The following is an 18309-nucleotide window of genomic DNA, read 5'->3' as shown; positions in this document are numbered from 1 at the left end:
ACCACCTCTGTGAACTGAGCACGCGCACGCGAGAGTATCGGCAACACCCCAAATCCAGGTGCCGTTGACTGAGTTCACTGTAGATTGAGCGACCGTCGTCACCTTGGGCCTACAGCCGCCGGACCATCGCCAGGCCGCACCGTTCCGGCAGGGAAAGGAAGCGCATGCGCGCGCAGGAGATCACCTTGCTCAAACTCGTCCAAGGGGACAAGCAGTTCCAGGTGCCCCTCTACCAACGGACGTACAGCTGGGGCAGGGAGCAGCTGAACCGGCTCTGGGAGGATGTCGGCGAGCTCGTCGACCAGCACCTGTCGGGAGAGGCCGCCGCCGCGCACTTCCTGGGGTCCGTCGTACTCGCCCCCGGCCAGATCCAGGCCGGCGGTGTGCAGCGGTGGCTGGTCGTGGACGGCCAACAGCGGCTGACCACACTGATGTTGGCCTTCACAGCGTTGCGCGACCATCTCGGGAAGACGGGTGACTCCCGGGGTGTGGACCGGGTGCACCGGCAGATCCTCGTGAACGAGTTCCACGAGGGCCTCGACCACTATCGGCTGCTGCCGACGCAAGCCGACCGTGAGGCGTACACGGCCTGTGTCCAGTCCCGGGCGGAGGCGGGCGGGAGCGACAACATCGGTGCCGCCTACCGGTTCTTCCTCGGCGCGCTCGCGGAGGGACAGGAGGCCGTCTCCGACGACCGGTGGATCGCGACGGTCGAGACCGTCCTCAAGGATCTGCTGTCGATCGTGGAGATCACCGCGGATCCTGGTGACAACGTGTACCGGATCTTCGAGTCGATCAACAACACGGGCGTCGGGCTGAGCCAGAGCGACCTGCTGCGCAACTACGTGTTCATGCTGCTTCCCAAGCAGGGTGAGCGCGTCTACCAGGAACTGTGGCTGCCGATGCAGCAGAGCCTCGGCCCCAAGAACCTCGAACTCCTCGTCTGGCTGGACCTGGTCGTGCGTGGCCACCACAAGACCAAGCAGAGCGAGATCTACCGCGAGCAGCAGAAGCGGCTTCAGCCACTGACCGGCGACGAGGACGCGCTGCATCGTGAGATCGCACAACTCACGCAGCGCGGGCGGCGGTTCCTCCGCATCGTCGAGCCTGAACGTGAGTCGTCACCCGCGCTTCGCGCCGTGCTGGAGCGCCTCAACGCGTGGGGCGGGCAGACCCATTACCCGCTGGCCCTCCATCTGCTGGATCTCGTCGACGACGGAAAGACGACCCCCGACGACGCGGCGGAGGCCTTGCGGTACGTCGAGTCCTACCTGGTGCGCCGGCTCATCTGCCAGACGCCGACCACCGGCCTCAACCGCATCTTCATGGAGGCTCCCAAGGAACTGGAGACGGACCGCTCCGCTGCGGAGGCGGTCCGGCGGTTCCTGTCCGGCCGCCGACGCCGCTGGCCGAGCGACGACGAGCTGCGCGAGGCGATCCGCAGCAAGCCGTTCTACTGGAGCGGCCGTCCTCCGCAGCGGAGCTACATCCTGCGTCGTCTGGAGGAGAGCTACGGTTCCAGCGAGCCCGTCGACTTCGTCAAGGCCTCCCTGAGCGTGGAGCACGTTCTCCCGCAGCGACCGGCGCCCGCATGGTTCGACCTGCTCGCCGACGAGACCGAGCCGAACCAGACTCCCCAGGAGCTGCACGACCTTCTGGTGCACACGCTCGGCAATCTGACCCTCAGCGGAGACAACGCGAAGCTGTCCAACAGCCCGTTCGAGCGCAAGCAGCAGATCCTGGATTCGAGCGCCCTGCGGATGAACCAGGAGATCGCCTCGCAGCAGCGCTGGGGCAAGGCCGAGATCCTCGCCCGCGCCGACCGTCTGACGGAGCGGGCGGTGAAGCTCTGGCCCGGCCCCGTCGGCGGGGTCAAGCCGGCCGACGAGGAGTGGCCGGGGTGGGCGGATCTGCGGGCGGCCCTCGTGGCGATGCCGAGCGGCACGTGGACGACGTACGGCGACGTCGCCGAGCTGATCGGCAGCCACCCGGTGCCCGTCGGCGCGTACCTGAGCTCCAATCCGACGGTCATCGGGGCGTACCGGGTCCTGACCGCGGACGGCAAGGTCTCCTCCACGTTCCGTTGGGCGGAGGGTACCGACCGGCAGCCGCCACAGGAGCTGCTGAAGAGCGAGGGGGTGACCTTCGACTCGTGGGGCCGCGCTCGTGGTTCGCAGCGCCTGACCGCCGCGGAACTGGCCACCTTGCTCGGCAAGGACGTCGCGCAGCCCGTCTCGCACGACCCGCTCCCCCAGGGGGAGGACACGGCGGCGGCCGGGCAGTTCCGGGCGCAGTTGCAGGCGCACTGGCCGGATGCGTCCGCCGGAGTCCTGGCGGCACTCGACTTCTGGCGCCTCCAGGGCGGCTACGTCAACTACGGCCGGCACGAGGAGACGAGCTGCTTCCCGATGCTGGACGCCGGGACGAGCCAGCGGCCCCACCTGATGTGGCCGATCGCGATCTACCCGGTGAGCGGAACGGTCGAGGTCGTCTTCCAGTACCTCAGGTCGCGCAGCCCCTTCGACGACACGGAGCAGCGCCGTGAGCTCCTGAACCGTCTGAACAAGATCGACGGAATCGATCTGCCCGAGGCGAAGCTGGAACTGCGTCCGTCCTTCCCGGTCCGTGTCTTCGCAGAGCACAGCGACGCGATCTGCGAGGTGCTCGACTGGTTCGTGGGTGTGGCGGCGCTCGATCTGGCACAGCGGGACTGAGGGGCCTGCCTGAGCGAGAGATCCAGGCCATGACCGCGGTTGACCCTCGACCTTGTCGAGGGCTCAGAGTTCCGGTGTGGAGAACGAGATGCGCAGCATTGGGGAGATGGCCCGGAACGGCGGACTGAGCGTGAGCGCGCTCCGGTTCTACGACCGGGCAGGCGTGCTGGTCCCCGCCTGGGTGGACCCGGTCAGCGGCTACCGCTGGTACGCACCCGAGCAGCTCGACGAGGCTCGGGTGCTGGCCACGCTGCGCCGGGCCGCAATGCCCCTCGCGGACATCAGACTGGTGCTGGCCGGCTGGTCCGGCACGGACCCGGACCTGGTGCGCACGCTGCTCGAAGCGCACCTGCGCCGCCTCGCATCAGGGCTGTCCGATGCCCGCACCGAGTTCTCCACGCTCCGAGCCCTACTCGATCACAGGGAGAACCCCATGACCTCGCTCCGCACGGCCACCGTCCAGCTGTCCGTCCCCGCGCCCGAGCTGGCCGCCGCGTTGGACGCGGTCCGCTTCGCCGCCAGTACGGACCCCGAGCTGCCGATGCTCGGCGCTGTCCTGTTCGACGTGGAGAAGGACTCGTTCCGCGTCGTCGCCACCGACCGGTACCGGATGGCTGTCGCGCACTCGCCGACCGCCGGGTACGGCGGGCCCCGTGTTCAGGTCGTCCTGCCCGCCCCGCTCGCGGACGCGATGCGGGCACTGCTGAACGGGGAGAGCCGCGTACACCTCGGTGTGGACGGTGACCGCGTGACACTGGAGGCCGGGGACCGGCAGGCGGCCGGTCAGTGCCTCGCGTACGACTTCCCCGACTACCGCCGTCTCGTCCCCCTCCCGTCCGGGCGACGGGCACTCATCGACGTGCGGGACTTCCGGCACGCGCTCGAGACCGGTCCCGTCCGCCCGAGCGAGGTGCGCGAACAGGACGGTGTGTCCTGCGACCTCAGTGTGCTCAGGATGGCGGACGACGGCACCGTGACCCTCTGCGAGGACGGTGACGACGGCCAGGACCGTGTCGCCGTCAACCGCGAGTTCCTGCTGGACGCGCTCGCCGCCGGGGCCCGGGATCAGCTGATCCTGGAGTTCGGCGCCCCCACGGCCCCGCTCGCGATCCGCCGGGCCGACGACGAGGACGCGTTCTCCCTGCTCATGCCGGTGCGTCTGGAGGACTGACTCGGCCGCTTCGACGACAGCCGGTACCTGACCCACGCAATCCTCAGTGTCTCGGGGGCGCGGGAGCCGATTCAGCGATCCCGCCGCGCCCACCATTCCAGCAGAGCCGCTCTGGCCGTCTCGACATCCATGGGGCCCTGCTCGATGTGAAGCCGCCGCATGTGCTCGTACGCTCTTCCCAGTTCGGGCCCGGAACGGATTCCGAGAATCTCCATGATCTGGTGGCCGTTGAGGTCCGGGCGGGCGGCCTCCCGCGCGTCCTCGACAGCGAGGCGCTCGATGCGCTCCTCCAGGGAGCCGTAGGCGCGTGCGAGCGCTGTCGCCTTCCGCTGGTTCCGTGTCGTGCAGTCGGCGCGGGTGAGCTTGTGCAGCCGGTCGATCAGCGGGCCCGCGTCGCGCACGTAGCGACGGACGGCCGGGTCGGTCCACTTCTCCTCGACGTATCCGTGGAACCGGAGATGCAGCTCCACCAACCGGGCGACGTCCTCGGTCAGTTGATTCGGAAACATCAGGGTACGCAGGCGCCTGCGGGCCATCTTGGCGCCCACCACCTCATGATGGTGAAAGGAGACGCGGCCGTCCCGGCCGATCCGGCGGGTACGTGGCGTGCCTATGTCGTGCAGCAGCGCCGCCAGGCGCAGTGTCAGGTCGGGCCCGTCCGTTTCGAGAGCGATGGCCTGGTCCAGGACCGTCAGCGTGTGCTCGTAGATGTCCTTGTGACGGTGATGCTCGGCGCTTTCGAACCGCAGGGCGGGCAGTTCCGGAAGAACGTGTTCGGCGAGTCCCGTGTCGACGAACAGCCGCAGACCGGGACCGGGCCGAGCTGCGAGCATGGTGCCGGCGAACTCCTCCCGCACCTGCTCAGCGGGGATCGCGGAGATCCGCGCAGCCATCGCGCTCATCGCGGCCCTCAGCTCCGGTACCGGTTCGAAGCCGAGCTGGGCGGCGTGGCGAACCACTCGAAGCATCAGCAACGGATCCGCGGAGATCGACGCCGTAGGTGTGCGCGGCGTGCGCAGCACGCCCCGCTCCAGGTCCCGCAGACCGCCGAAGGGGTCTGTCAGAGTCACGCGTGAGAGTCCGAGGGCCATGGCGTCGACCGTGAAGTCACGGCGCCGGAGGTAGGCCTTCAGCGCTTGTTCGCGTGCTCCGAGCGGCGACTGCGAGACGTCGCCGCCTCGCGCCGCCGACACCGGGCACGCGCTGATCCGCATGGTGTAGCTGTCGCCACCCACGTTCTTGCTGAGACTCACGCCTCTGAATCTGCCCTCCCGGTACTCCCGGACGTCCTCCGACCAGCGGCGAATGATCTGCCGCACCTGTGGCACGTCGGCGTCCGTGGCGAACTCGAGTTCCCGCCCGACGCGCCCCGACAGCGCGTTCCGCGCGGAGGCACCGACCAGCACGAGGCTCGACCCCGCGGTGGTGAAGCGGCGGAGGAGATCGTCGACGACCGGCGGGAGTCCTGCCCGTGCTGCCTTCAGACGCGGATCGACCGGTTCGTCGGGCACGGCGGCAGCCGGCTCGTGCGAGGGGGAAGCGGCGGCCCGTGACGGCTCTCCCGGCGTTGCCGGGAGTTTCGCGCTCCTGAAACGCAGGATCTCACCATCCGGGGCCAGTTCGAGCGACGGCGTCACAAGCCCTGCGTCACTGAGGCGGCAGCGGTCGAGAGACGTCCACTCGACCTTGTGATCAGGTGACTGCGTACCGATCAACACGGTGCGTGTGCCGTCGCGCGTCTCGCACCGGAAGCGCAGTGCGTAACCGGCAGCCTGCACCTCGTACAGCGCGAGCTCGCTCTCCGGCCCGTACGTGCGCATCGTCGAGCGCCCGCCGGGCGGGGCTTCGAGTCTCCGTCCGTCGTCCTTCCACTCGGAGAAGGAGCGGCGGGCCATCTGTACGTGTAGAAGGCGGCGCTTCCCCTTCGCACCGAATCGGATCTCGACCGAGTCGCTGCGGGCACGCATCTGCTGGACGTACGTGGCCCTGACTTTCGGCTGCCCTTGTCTGCGAAGCCAGTTGACGAGCGCTTCTCCGATGTACAGGTGGTCTGCGCTGCTCTCCCCCACGGCGGTACGACCGCACCGTACAGGCGGGCGGTGGGCGAAGTGGGACTTCCTGTCACCGCAGGCGCGCAGAGTCAGCACCTTGCCGCACCCGCCCAGCAGGACACCACAGCTGAAGGCATCGGCGCCGTGGATCTTCCTCAGACGCTCGGCGGCTTCCTTGTCATAGGGAAGGATGACAGGCCGATGCCCGTCGGATCCGCCCAGAACGGCGGTCTGTACCTTGCGGGTGTCTTCGTCCGTCTCGGCCCATGCCATCTGAGCGCGCCCCCTCATGTGTCACGCGAAGGCCACCAGAGGGCCACACGCTCCTGGTGTGGGAGCGTCCACGCCAGGACAGTATTACCTCCATGCACTTAGTTCACAAGAGTTGACTCCGCTACTGGCACGTCCGCCCAGACGATCTTCGTCCAGGGATCGTGACGGACGCAGCCCCAGCGCTCCGTATACGCCTCGACGAGGAGCAGCCCACGGCCCGACGCGGCGTCGGCAGGCGGCGCCGGGTCGGCAGCGGGGTGACGTGGAAGGCGATCCGGGCGGGTGTCCGTCACCTCGATGCGAACGGTGGGCGCGGGCAGGAGAAGGAGCGTCAGCCGGAAGTCCCGGCCGGGAAGGCTGCCGTGAGTGATCGCGTTGGCCGCCAGCTCCGCCGTGACGAGGGCGACGGCACGCGCGGTGTGGGAGTCGTGCGGGAGACCGGTCCACTCGGTGAACTGCTGGACGGCGAGTTGGCGTGCCAGCCGGGCGCCCCGTCTGGTGCTGCTGAAGCGCAGGCTCAACTGGCGGGCGGGGGTACCGGACTCGTGGGTGATCTGGTGTTGCGTCACGGTGCCAGCGTGGACGGGCGGGGACGCAGGTGGCCAGGTACTCCGGCCGTACGCCGCCCTGGTCGTACGGGGTGGGTAGTGCGTGCTCGCCTTGGTTGTACTGGTCCTGTACGGGCGTTGTACGGGTCCGGGGCCGTGTCCCGGGCGTTCGGGTCGACGTTGGACATTACCCCCCAATGGTGTGCGCGCGGGGGCACTCCGGGACGGAAGGGCGTGAGGGCGGTGCGGGACACGCAGAACGGTCGTGCGGTCAGGACGAAGGAGGAGGGCGGCGACCTGCCGGGGGCGTGGTCGTCCTACGGCAGGCTGCTCCAGCATCTGCGTAAGCAGGCCGGGCTGACCCAACAGGAACTCGGGGACGCCATCGGCTACTCGGTGGAACAGGTCGCCTCGGTCGAGCAGGGTCGGCGTCCGGCCAAGGCGGTGTTCACGACGGCGGCGGAACGGGTGCTGGATGCGGGCGGAGTCCTGGAGGTGTTGCAGGACGAGGTGGACCGGGCAAAGCTGCCGCGGTTCTTCCGAAGCTTCGCGCTGCTCGAGGCGGAGGCGGTGAGTCGGTGCTCCTACGATCCGCTGTTGGTGCCGGGGTTGTTGCAGACGGAGGCATACGCGCGAACCCTGTTCGCCGGGCACTGCCCGCCGCTGAGCGAGGAGACCGTCGACCAGCACACGGATGCACGGCTGAGCCGCCAGAAGCTGCTGACGCGGGTGCCGATGGCGGAGCTGTCGTTCATCGTGAGTGAGGAGGCGTTGCAGAACCCGGTGTGCGATGGGGACGTCATGCGGGCACAGTGGCAGCGCTTGCTGGAGGTAGGTGCGCAGCGGAACGTCGAGGTGCAGGTCATGCCCGCCTCGCCGGGGTTCCACTCGGGCCTGAACGGGCCGTTCGTCGTGCTGGAAACAAACGAACATCGACAGCTTGGTTACGTGGAATCCCAGGAAGTCGGGTGCGTCGTCCGTGATCCGGCGGAGGTCAGCTCCTTCGGGCTGCGGTATGGCAAGCTGCGATCGCAGGCTTTGAACGCCATCGAGTCTGCGCGGCTCATCGAACGGCTGGCGGGGAGGACATGAGCGTGGAGCAGGTATCCGAGAACGTGGACGAGCTGCATTGGTTCAAGAGCAGCTACAGCGGCTCGGGCGGCGGCGACTGCGTGGAGGTCGCTATGACGCCCGAGTGTGTGCGGGTCCGGGACTCGAAGGACACCGGGCGACCGGGCCTGCGGGTCGCCGACACGAGCTGGACGGAGTTCGTGGCGTACGCATGTGACTGAGCGCGCGAACGCCACACCGGGGCGGCCGGCCTCCCCTCTCGACGGAGGGGTAGCCGGCCGCTTGGGTACGGGGCGCGCCCAGCCCGTCAGAACAAGTGCCCGCTGGTCACGCCGTCCTGGAGCTTCTTGATCGCCGCAGCGGAGGGCCTGGGCATGCCGGGGTGCTTCTTCGGCTTCTTATGTTTGCCGAGGTAGACCTCGTCGGCGTACGCCTGATGGTTCAACTGGCGCAGCCGGTCGATGATCTCGGTCCGAGCGAGCAGGCCGATGGTGTAGCGCGGCCCTTGATCCGTGTCGTGGAAGCCGTGCTCCAGCGGAAACGTCTCGTGGGTCGGGTCGGCGGGCGCCGTCTGCCCCGACTCGTCCAACAGATCATGCCAGCCGTACGCCTCCACGGTCGCCTTGTCAATCTCCTCGTGGATGGCGCGGAGTTCGGTGATCGCGGAGCCCTGGCAGGCGGCGTCGTGGAACAGGTTGTAGGTCGCGGTGAGGCCCATGTTCCGGGCCCTCATGAGGTCGCTGCGGTAAGTGTGCAGGCGGGTTCCGGCGGCCCGGAGGCGGTCGGTCAGTGGGGGTCGGACCAGGGTTTCGAAGACGTCGGTTGGACTGTAGTTAATCCGGGTTTCCAGCGTCGATGTTCTATCAATGGTCCACCAGTAGTGCGGGGCGCTGCTGAGGGAGGCGAAGAGGGCTGGGTCGTCGGAGGCGAAAACACCCAGCTTATGCGCAAAGACGGGGCCCGTTGACACCATCACCGGCATGACAACCTTGCTCACGAGGGTGATCACGATGCACCGCTCCAACCCCTCAAGAAGCCCGTAGAGTTCCGGCCGACTGCGCTCGTACAGCCACCATTGTTCGCGAGCCGACTTGCTGAACTTAACCAGTAGACGTTCGGGCTTCACCTCCCTCAACACCTTCTCGAACGCCTTCGGGTACTCCTCAGCCTTACTCAGTTCACGCGCCCCGAAGTCGATGACCCACCGCTCGGTCCCATGCTCCGGGTGGTTGTTGATGTCCTGCCCGTTGAGGTACGGGAACAGTACTTCCGCGTACCGTCTGTCTTCGCTGATCCAGGATCGGGCCTCGGACTCGGGAAGCGTGAAGCCAAGGCCCAGCACGATCGAGCCTTGGAACGCCACCCCTCCGTTCCCTTCCAGCGCCTCCACCCAAGCCGCCTCCCTTGTCCCCGGGTTCAGCGAAGTCGTGATCCCGTTCGGTACCGCCGCCCCGCTCAGCACCCGGGGAGCCGCATCGGCTATCCGGGCCCGGCTCGTCCACACCGCGCAGTACTCCAACACTGCCGAACTCGAAGGCCAGGGCTTGCTCTTGACAGCTCGCCGGATGGAGACACCCCGGGCCTCCAACTGGTCAAGGCCGACTTCCCGCGAGTCCCCCTGCGCAAGGGTGTTCGTGGCGATCAATCCAGTCTGCCCCGCCCCGTTCAGCAGCTCATGCACCCGCAGTTCGAAGTACGCCACCAGGTCGGCACTGCCTCGCTTGCCTCCGGCCAGGTACCGCACCAGGTACTCCCGGTACGCCTCCCCCAGCGCGCCCGTGAGCTTCTGCCCGCCCAAGAACGGCGGATTCCCCACCACCGCGTCGAACCCGTCCCGCCCCCCGCTGAACACCTCGGGGAACACCAGTGGCCAGTGCACCGGTGCCCGTTCGAGCCCGTCCTCCGGCAGTTCCGCCGCCAGCCACTCCTGCGCCGTGGCCCGCGCCGCGCGCACCACGTCCGTGTCGTCGGCGACGTCCTCCGACGCGATCTCGCGGACGATGTTCGCGGCCACAGGGAACAGATCCCGCACCGGCTCGCCGCCCGCGCTCTCGTACCAGGGGACGCGGCCGGAGGAGCAGGTGGCCAGGGCCGCGCCGGCGATGAGGTCGCCGACCAGGCGGAGCCGGGCCGAATGCCGGTTGACCGCCGCCAATCGCTCCCGCTTCTTGGCCAGGGCGACCAGGTCGACGCCCTTGATGGTGGTGATGGCGAGGCGTTCGCGGGTCAGGGCGTCGACGCGGTCGCGTGCGTCGAGGGCGAAGGAGTCCTCCTGGCCGCCCGCGTCGAGGTGGATGCGGGTGATCTGGCCCATGTCGGTGACCCCGAGGAGCGAGTCCCCCGCCACCAACCGGTCGTCGAGGAAGGTGAAAGGCCGTCCCGGGTCCATCGACACCAGCCACAGCGACAGCTTGGCCATCTCCACGGCCATCGGGTTGATGTCCGCCCCGTACAGGCAGTGCTCGATGATCTGGCGGCGGGCCTCGACGACCACCGGGTCCTGTTCCGCGTCCGCCGCCGTCACGGCCTCAACAGCCCGCCCGGCCCGGTAGACCATCGCGCCCGTGTGGCCCTCGTTCTCCCAGGCCTCTATGAGCCGGTCGCCCAGGTAGCGGCAGGCCGCCACCAGGAAGGCCGCCGAGCCCATCGCTATGTCCGCGACCTTCAGGTCCAGGATCTGCTCGGAGGACTTCAGCCGCCACTGCCCCGTGTCCGCCGTCTGCAGCGGGCCCGGCTCGTACGCCAGGGGCTGCAGTGCGTGCAGCACGACCTCCTCCGCGAGGAAGCGGGGCGTGTAGTGCGTGCCCGTGTTCTTCCGGAGCGAGGACTCGGTGACGTACAGGGTGCCGTTCGGGATGACTGTCGGCAGGCCGCGCAGGTCATCCCGCAGGATCCCGACGAACGGCAGCAGCCGCTCCGTCAGGCCCGGGTGGTCCTTCGTCACCGCGTTCAGCCGGCGCCGCGCCTCCGCCGCCTCCTCGGCCCCCACCGGGGCGAGCTTCTTCTCCAACTGTCCGGCCGTCGCGGGCGGCTTCGGCTCCTTCCACTTCTCGTGGATGGCCTTCGCCAGCGCCTTCACGAAGGCACTGGGCGATGAGGCGGCGGCCTTCGCCGCCAGCGACTCCAGCTCCCGCAGCGGTACCTCGTGCTCCAGCCCCTCGGGGCCGATCAGCCCCACCATATGCTCGGTCGCGCGGCGGCCGTCGTACGACAGCAGGCCCTCGTAGACGTAGCCGATCTGTTCGACGTCCAGGGCGCGGAAGCTGAGCGTGCGGACCTCGCGGTCCTTGCCCTTGCCGACGCGGACCTCCTGCACCGCCTGGAGCATGTGCAGGACCGTGCGGTCGTCTATCGGCAGGAGCGGGGTGGTGCGCTCCAGCCAGGGATACGTGTCGGGGTCGAAGATCGAGCCGTCGTACGCGGGCAGGTGGAAGCCGGAGGCGGGGTGGTCCACTCCCCCGTACACGGCGTGGAAGAGGGCGATCAGGCGGTGCCACGCGGACGTGGTGTGCTCCAGCGAGGTCTCGCCCTCCTCGTCCGCGCGCGCCTTCAGCTCGTCGCGCAGGAAGCGGGCGGAGTAGGAGCGGGCGTACACCTCGTTGTCGGCGGGCAGCATGCCCCGTTCCTCCGCGAACAGGAGGAAGACGACGCGCATCATCACCGCGACCGACGCGCGGTAGACCTCGCCCGCGCCGACGCCGGACGCGTACAGGCCGGGGGCGCCGTGTTCGACGGCCCGTACGTCCGCGCGCCCGATGGCGTCGACGAGGAGTTCCACGGCCTGGCGGACCTGGACGCCCAGCGCCTCGGTGACGTCCTCGCCCGCCGCGAGGCTCGCCTTGAGCAGGCCGACCAGGGTCTCGGCGTCCTCGTACTCGAAGAAGCGGCGGCGTCGGAGCAGCGACACGAAGGCGCGGACGACGTTGCGCTCCGCCGCCTCGTTCCAGCCGATGGTGTCGAAGACCGCCGTGCTCGTGACGCCGCCGAGCGGGGCCCAGACCAGGCACCACCAGCGGCCGTCGGTGACCAGGCCGAGCGGTACGCCGTGGTGGCGGAGGAGTCGGGCGAGGCGGTCGGCCGGGGCCGCGGCCCAGTCGCCGCCTCCGCCTGCGCGGGCGGTGGGCGCGGTGCCGGCCGGGACCGTCAGGCCGAGGAGTCGTACGCGCTTGGCGGCGGCCTCGGTGCTGGGTTCCACCGCGAGGTCGGTGCCGGGGTCGGTGAGCGCGAAGTCGGGGCGGACCTCGGTGTTGTGCTCCGCGACGCGCAGCGTGAGACGGTCCAGGCCGTGGTGTTCGGACTCGCCCAGGCGGAGCGTCAGGGCGTCGTTCCAGCCGAGGAGCCGCGTGAGGATGTACGCCACCCACTCGTCACGGCCCGCGGTCGTGTCGGTCTGCCAGTCGGCGTGGCGGGCGCGCAGCCGGGCGCGCTCGTCCTTCTCGAGGGCGTCGAGCTGGGGCCAGGCCCGCAGCAGGACGGGCATGGTGAGGAAGGGGCCGGAGACCTCGGTGAGGTCCAGCCACTCCTGGTGCTGCCGGCGGCCGTCGGTGGCCTGGGCCTTGGCGGCGGCCATTCCACGGCTCACGGTGCGACGGGGGCTCATCGGCGGGCTTCCTTTGCGGGGACGACGAACACGACGGCGGCGGGGAAGAGGTGGGAGCGGGGTTCCCGGTAGCGGGCGGCGATGGCGGCGAGTTCGCGTTCGCGCTCGGCGGGGAGGCCTTCGAGGCGTTCCTGCCAGCGGCGGCGGTCGTCCTCGAACTGGCGGCGCTCGTGGCCGGTCAGCTCGTGGGTGGACAGCAGGGTGAGCTGTTCGCCCTCGCCGTCGCCCTCCTCCTTGAGCTTGGCGCGCAGGGTGGCTTCGAAGCGGTCGAGGGTGGCGGTGATGCGGCGCTCCTCCTCCGCGCGGCGGTCGGCGAGCCTGCTCTCCAGCTGGCGGCCGAGTTCGGTGGCGCGCGCCTCCAGGGAGCGGTAGAGCGGGTCGCGGAGTCTCGGCCAGGCCTCGGTGAGTTCGCCGCGCAGGTGCGGGGCGGCCTCGGTGCCCTGCGTGAGCGCCTCGGACAGGACCCTGCCCTGTTCACCGACCGACTCCCAGCGGCGGAACCGGCCGGTGTCGCCGAACCAGCCGCCCGCGTACAGGACTTCCTCGTGCAGGCGGGTGCCGTCGGTGCCTACGAGGACGTAGCGGGCGTAGGCGGAGACCAGGGTGGTGGTGACGGCCGGGTCGTCGGAGACGACGGCGGTGACGCGGTGGAGGCCGACCGAGTCGGCGTTCCAGACGGCGGCGGTGAGCAGGCGCGTGGACAGGGCGACCAGCGGGTGCTTGAGGTGGGCGAGGACCACGTCGTCGTGGGCCTGCGCGGCGACCGTCGGGGAGAAGGTGAGGGGGCGCTGCTCGCCTTCGCGGAGCTTGTGGGCGAGGCCGCGGGTGGCGCGCTCCCAGCTTCCGGAGAGGGGCTGTACCTCGAAGAGGTCGCCGGGTTCGAACTGTTCGGTCCGGAAGGTGGAGGGCAGGAGCGGAGGCTGGTGGTCGAGGGCGAGGGCGGTGTCGACGACGCGCTGGACGTTGGCCGGGGTCAGGCCGAGGGCCGACACGGTGCTTTCGTACTGGTCGGCGAGCCTCTTGGCCTGGGCGGTGACGTTCTGTTCGGGCGCGACCTCACCGCCGGTGCGACGCCCCTTGATCGGCTTGGGCCTGGCGTGCTCGATGTCGACGGGCGCGGTGTCGCCGGTCATGCGGCGCTGTACGGCGTCGGCGAGTACGGCGTTGACGGAGCCGAGGTCGTGCTCCATGCGCGCGACCTTCTTGGCGACGCGGGAGAGGAATTCGAGGTCCGCCTCGTAGGAACCCGCCTGCGCCTGCTGCCAGCCGGAGCCGATGAAGTGGGTTATCTCCGGGTCCTTCTTCTGACCCCAGCGGTCGATGCGGCCTATTCGCTGTTCCAGCTTGTTGGGGTTGAAGGGTATGTCGTAGTTGATCAGGCGGTGGCAGTGGTTCTGGAGGTCGATGCCCTCGCCGGCGGCATCGGTGGCCAGGAGGATGCGCACCTTGCCCTCGGGGAGGGAGGGATCGGCCTGGAAACCGAGGCGGATGCGTTCGCGTTCCTCGGCGGACAGTCCGCCGTGGAGGCGTTCGACGCGGCCGCCGTCGGTGAGTTCCTCCTGCTGGAGGAGGTCGTGGAGCCACTCCTGGGTGTCGCGGTACTCGGTGAAGACGACGACCCGCTCGTTGGTCCAAAACGTGCCGTCGGACGGCCGGCAGATCGACTTGAGCTCGCGGATCAGGGTCTCGGCCTTGGAGTCGGGGGCGGCCTCGTGGGTGAGGGCCCATCGCTCCATGTGCTGGAGCAGTTCGAGTTCCGTGCCGTCCTCGGCGGGGGTGAGGGAGGTGGAACGGGTCAGGGCGTCGTCCTCGGCGTCGGCGAGGCCGCTGTCGTCGAGGTCGGCGACGAGGTCGGCGAACTCCTCCAGCCACTCGGGGACTTCGGCGGCGGCCGTGCGTCCGCGGGCCGGGCCTGCGTCCTCCAGGTGGGAAAGGTACACCTGGACGGTGTGGAGGAAGGCCGCCGGGGAGGAGAAGAGGCGCTTCTTCAGCAGCAGGGTCACCAGGTCGGCGGCGCGGCGCCCGCCACGGGCCTTCGGCGTCAGCTTCCGGCGGCGCAGCTCGGCGAACTCACCGAGCACCTGGTGGATCTCGCGCTCCTGCGGGGTGTAGTCGACGGGGAGTTCGAGGGTCTTGCGGGTGCGGAAGCGGGGCGTGCCGTCGGCATTGGTGACGCTGGACTTGAGGCGCCGTACGACGGTGTCCTTGAGGGCCTCCTTGTCGGGGTCGACGCCGCGGGCGAAGCGCTGGTCGTCGATGAGTTCCAGGAGGGCGGTGTACGACTCGGGGTAGCCGTTGTGCGGGGTGGCGGAGAGGAAGAGCCGGTGCTCGAAGTGCGGGACGAGGCGCCGGATCAACTTCGTCTGCTGCGAGTCGACGGCGTACACCTGCTTGGGCGCGGCGGGCGCGACGTGGTGGGCCTCGTCGAGGACGAGCAGGTCGAAGAAGCGCTTGTGCTCGCCGTCGGGGCTCTCCTCGGGGGCGCCGATGACCTCGTCGAGGAGGCGCTGGGCCTTCTGGCCGCGCAGCCAGGGCAGGGAGACGATGGTGAGCGGGTGGACGCGGAAGGGGTTCGCGGCCGTGCCGTGGGTGCGACGCAGCCGGGCGCTGTGCTCGGAGTCCACGATCGTGAATTCCAGGCCGAACTTCTCGGCCATCTCGTCGCGCCACTTGAGGGTGAGTCCGGCCGGGCAGACGACCATGGTGCGGCGAGCACGTCCGCGGAGCAGCAACTCCTGGACGACGAGACCGGCTTCGATGGTCTTGCCGAGGCCGACGTCGTCGGCGAGGAGGAGGTTGACGCGGGGAGCACCGACCGCACGGGAGACCGGCTCCAGCTGGTACGGCTCGACGGCGACGCCCGAACGGAACGGCGCCTGGAGGGTTCTGGCGTCGGCGGAGGCGACGGCGGACCAGCGTACGGCGTCCAGGAACGCGGCCAGGCGGTTCGGGGAGTCGTAGGCACCGGTGGAGGCGTCGGGCAGGGAACCGGCGGGCAGCACGCGGCGGCCGGGCTCCACCTCCCAGATGACGGAGAGGGTGTCGCCGAAGCGGCCGTCGGCGACGGACTGGAGGTGGACCAGGGTGGCGCTGCGGCGGTCCTCTTCGCCGTCGGTGGCCGGCGACGCCTCGACGCGGGCGACCACCCAGGACTGGCCGCGCACCTCGACCAGTTTGCCTTCCTCGGGAAGCTGCTGCGCCCCCGTCCGTTCGGTCTCGCGCTGAACTGCAGGCGTCATGGGCGCTGTTCCCCTCGGTGTTTCCCGCAGCCGTTCCTAGACAGTGGCCTGTCTCCCCATCAAAATTGCTGCGATCGGAGAGTAACACGACCCGTCAACTGTGAACAGAGATTACAAACTTGCGCTTTGTCGGGCGGCGCGCTTCAGCCGATGCGCCGGAGCCGGTCCAGCAGCGCGCGGGCCCGTCCGTGCCGTGGGTCGGCGTCGGGCAGGGCCCGGTCCTCATCGTCCGCCAGGCGCTTGAGCAGTTCCCTCGCCGCGTGGCGCTCACCCGTGCGGGCCAACAGCACGGCGATCTCGTACCGGGTTTCCAGCACTCCGGGATCGTCCGGCCCGAGAAGGCTGCGCTGCTCGGCGAGAACCGACTTCAGTTCGTCCAGCGCCTCGCGGGTGCGGCCGAGGGCACCCACGCACAGGGCGTGTCCGGCTCGCGCGGCGAGTACGTCCGCCCGTCCGAGCACGTCACCGGCCAGGAGATCGCCGTACTCCCCCAAGGCGCGGGCGGGTTGGCCCGAGCGGCGAAGACGGTCGATCTCGGCCAGCCGGGGATGGGGGATCGCCGGCGCCGAGGGACGTACCGGGGCGGGCGCCCAGGCGGCTGCGCGTGTCGCCACCTCCGTCGCCGAGGCGGGTCGGCCCTCCGGCTTCTTCTCCAGGAGCGCCTCCACCAGCTCCCGCAGTCCGGACGGGATGCCGGAGCGGCGCTCGTCGATCGGCGGCACGGGCTCGTGCGCGTGCTGGTGGTAGAGCATGAACGGGCTTCCGGAGGCGAAGGGCGGGGCGCCGGTCAGCAGTTCGTAGAGCACGCAGCCCAGTGAGTACAGGTCGCTGGCGGGCACGGCCTGGCCCACGGCCTGCTCGGGAGCCATGTACACCACGGTGCCAGGGGTGGCGTTCGCTGCGGTGAAACGGGTCTCGCCGGGTTGCGGGTCCAGGGCAGCCGCGACGCCGAAGTCGAGGACCTTGATGTCGCCGTCGGACGTGATCATCAGGTTCGACGGCTTGAGGTCACGGTGCACGACGTTCTGCCCGTGGGCGTAGGCGAGCACCTCGGCCGTGCGCCTGACGATGTCCGCGGCGCGCTCGACGGCGAGGGGGCCCTCACTCTTGAGCACGGCGTCGAGGGCACGGCCGGGGATGAGGTCCATGACGAGGTAGAGCTCGCCTTCGTGGCTGCCATGGTCGTGGACAGCGGGGATGCCCGGATGGTTCAGGCGGCTGGTGAGGCGTGCCTCGCGGAGGAAGCGGCGCTCCAGTGAGGTGAAGTCCGCGTCGCCCGCGCGGGGAGCGACGAGCTTCACCGCGACCTCGCGGCCGTGCTCCCGGTCGTACGCCGCCCATACGACTCCCATGCCGCCCCGGCCCAGCTCTCGGGTGAGGTCGTACCGTCCAAGGCTTCGCCGCATCGCGCCCGTCCCCAGTCCCGGCGCCCGCGGCGCCCTTCGCTCCCCTGCGGCCGGGGCGCGGTCACGCACCCGGTCGGCACGGTCATTTTCTCACTGCCGCGTGCGAGGTCCGGTCCTCGGATGACCGGGACCGCTCACACCGGGATCGGCCCTTGCGGAACCATGAAGGGGCGACGGGGGTCCTCGGGGAGGCCGGGCCTGGTCGCCAACTCGGGGCAGGGGGCGGGCAGATAGGGGGCGAGGGCCTCGTACACCTCGGCCGCGGAGGACGGACGGTCGTCCGGACGCTTGGCGAGCAGGGCGGTGACCAGCTCCCGCAGGTCAGTCGGAAGGGCGAGACCCGAGTCCGCCATCACGGGCGGCGGGGCGGTCAGGTGATGCGTGACGAGCAGTGCCGGCTGGTCGGTGAGGAAGGGGGTCTCGCCGGTGAGCATGTGGTGCAGCAGACAGCCCACGGCGTAGAGATCGCTGCGCCCGTCGAGCCGGCCCTGCCCGGAGAGCAGTTCGGGCGAGGCGCACACGATGTTGCCGATGCTCTCACCGGTCATGGTCAGGCGCGGGTCGGTGTCGCTCAGGACCTTCACCAGTCCGAAGTCCAGGATCTTCACGACGCCGTCCCTGCGGACCATGATGTTCTGGGTCTTCAGGTCACGATGGACGAGACCGGCCGCGTGGGCGGCCGAGAGGCCGGCACAGAGTTGGGCCGCGACAGCGGCGGCCGTGGGCACGTCGAAACGTCCGTGCTCCTGTTGGTCGAAGAGGAACTCGAGGGTGGTGCCCTCGATCAGTTCCATCACCAGGCAGCACGTACCGTCCGTGATCGACGCGTCGAAGACGGTGGTCGTGTTCGGATGGCCGAGGCGCGCCGCCGCCTTCGCCTCCCTCTGGAAGCGCTGCAGCGCCTCTTCCCGGCTCCGGGGGGCGGCGAGCAGGTCCGCGGCGACGGTCTTCACGGCCACGGGCCGCTCCAGGCGCAGGTCACGCCCCTGCCACACCTGCCCCATCAGGCCACGGCCGAGCACCGAGGTCAGCTGATAACGGTCCAGAAGCACGGTTCCCGGCGTGAATCTCTGCATTTCTCCCATCCTCCACACTTCCTGCACGGTGGTTGCGGATATTTGCACTGTGAACAAAGTCAATGAGCGTAGTAGCCTTTCACGCGCAGCCACCACCACCCCACAGACCCGTACATCGCCCGCCCCGCATACAAACGCCCCAGCACCTCGGAGACTGCCG

General features: G+C 69.7%; 10 protein-coding genes. 4 read left to right on the top strand and 6 right to left on the bottom strand.

The features are described 5' to 3' along the window. Positions 1–164: 164 nt before the first annotated feature. Positions 165–2714, top strand: coding sequence for a GmrSD restriction endonuclease domain-containing protein (locus tag ACWD5Q_RS09800; RefSeq protein WP_451426492.1), 2550 nt, complete (start codon positions 165–167; stop codon positions 2712–2714). 88 nt (positions 2715–2802) lie between these two features. Next, on the top strand, positions 2803–3885 hold the full coding sequence (locus ACWD5Q_RS09795; RefSeq protein WP_451426491.1) for a DNA polymerase III subunit beta family protein: 1083 nt from the start codon (positions 2803–2805) through the stop codon (positions 3883–3885). Positions 3886–3956: 71 nt separating this feature from the next. On the opposite strand, the gene ACWD5Q_RS09790 is transcribed toward ACWD5Q_RS09795, so the two are convergent. Continuing rightward, positions 3957–6209: a CCA tRNA nucleotidyltransferase gene (locus ACWD5Q_RS09790; RefSeq protein WP_451426490.1), complete on the bottom strand. Its 2253-nt coding sequence runs from the start codon at positions 6207–6209 to the stop codon at positions 3957–3959. Between the two features lie 98 nt (positions 6210–6307). Further along, complete coding sequence (locus ACWD5Q_RS09785; protein WP_451375975.1) at positions 6308–6778, bottom strand: ATP-binding protein; 471 nt, start codon at positions 6776–6778, stop codon at positions 6308–6310. Positions 6779–7000: 222 nt separating this feature from the next. Between ACWD5Q_RS09785 and ACWD5Q_RS09780 the strand changes: the two genes are divergently transcribed. After that, complete coding sequence (locus ACWD5Q_RS09780) at positions 7001–7849, top strand: helix-turn-helix domain-containing protein (RefSeq protein WP_451375976.1); 849 nt, start codon at positions 7001–7003, stop codon at positions 7847–7849. Further along, positions 7846–8049, top strand: a complete 204-nt coding sequence (locus ACWD5Q_RS09775) for a DUF397 domain-containing protein (protein ID WP_451375977.1) — start codon at positions 7846–7848, stop codon at positions 8047–8049. The genes ACWD5Q_RS09780 and ACWD5Q_RS09775 overlap by 4 nt, the downstream gene beginning before the upstream one ends. Positions 8050–8135: 86 nt before the next feature. Here the strand turns inward: ACWD5Q_RS09775 and ACWD5Q_RS09770 are convergent, their stop codons facing one another. From ACWD5Q_RS09770 to ACWD5Q_RS09755, 4 genes are all read right to left on the bottom strand, one after another. Further along, positions 8136–12428 carry an Eco57I restriction-modification methylase domain-containing protein gene (locus ACWD5Q_RS09770; protein ID WP_451426489.1) on the bottom strand — a complete coding sequence of 1431 codons (4293 nt, stop codon included), beginning with the start codon at positions 12426–12428 and terminating at the stop codon, positions 8136–8138. Next, positions 12425–15667, bottom strand: coding sequence for a DISARM system SNF2-like helicase DrmD (drmD, locus tag ACWD5Q_RS09765; protein WP_451426488.1), 3243 nt, complete (start codon positions 15665–15667; stop codon positions 12425–12427). The genes ACWD5Q_RS09770 and drmD overlap by 4 nt, the downstream gene beginning before the upstream one ends. Before the next feature lie 143 nt (positions 15668–15810). After that, positions 15811–17073 carry a protein kinase domain-containing protein gene (locus ACWD5Q_RS09760; protein ID WP_451426487.1) on the bottom strand — a complete coding sequence of 421 codons (1263 nt, stop codon included), beginning with the start codon at positions 17071–17073 and terminating at the stop codon, positions 15811–15813. Between the two features lie 134 nt (positions 17074–17207). Continuing rightward, on the bottom strand, positions 17208–18149 hold the full coding sequence (locus tag ACWD5Q_RS09755) for a serine/threonine-protein kinase (protein ID WP_451426486.1): 942 nt from the start codon (positions 18147–18149) through the stop codon (positions 17208–17210). Positions 18150–18309 lie beyond the last annotated feature (160 nt).

This window comes from Streptomyces sp. NPDC002513, from assembly GCF_053595355.1.
Note: the sequence above shows the minus strand (reverse complement) of the source record. Positions and strands in the feature narration are given on the sequence as shown.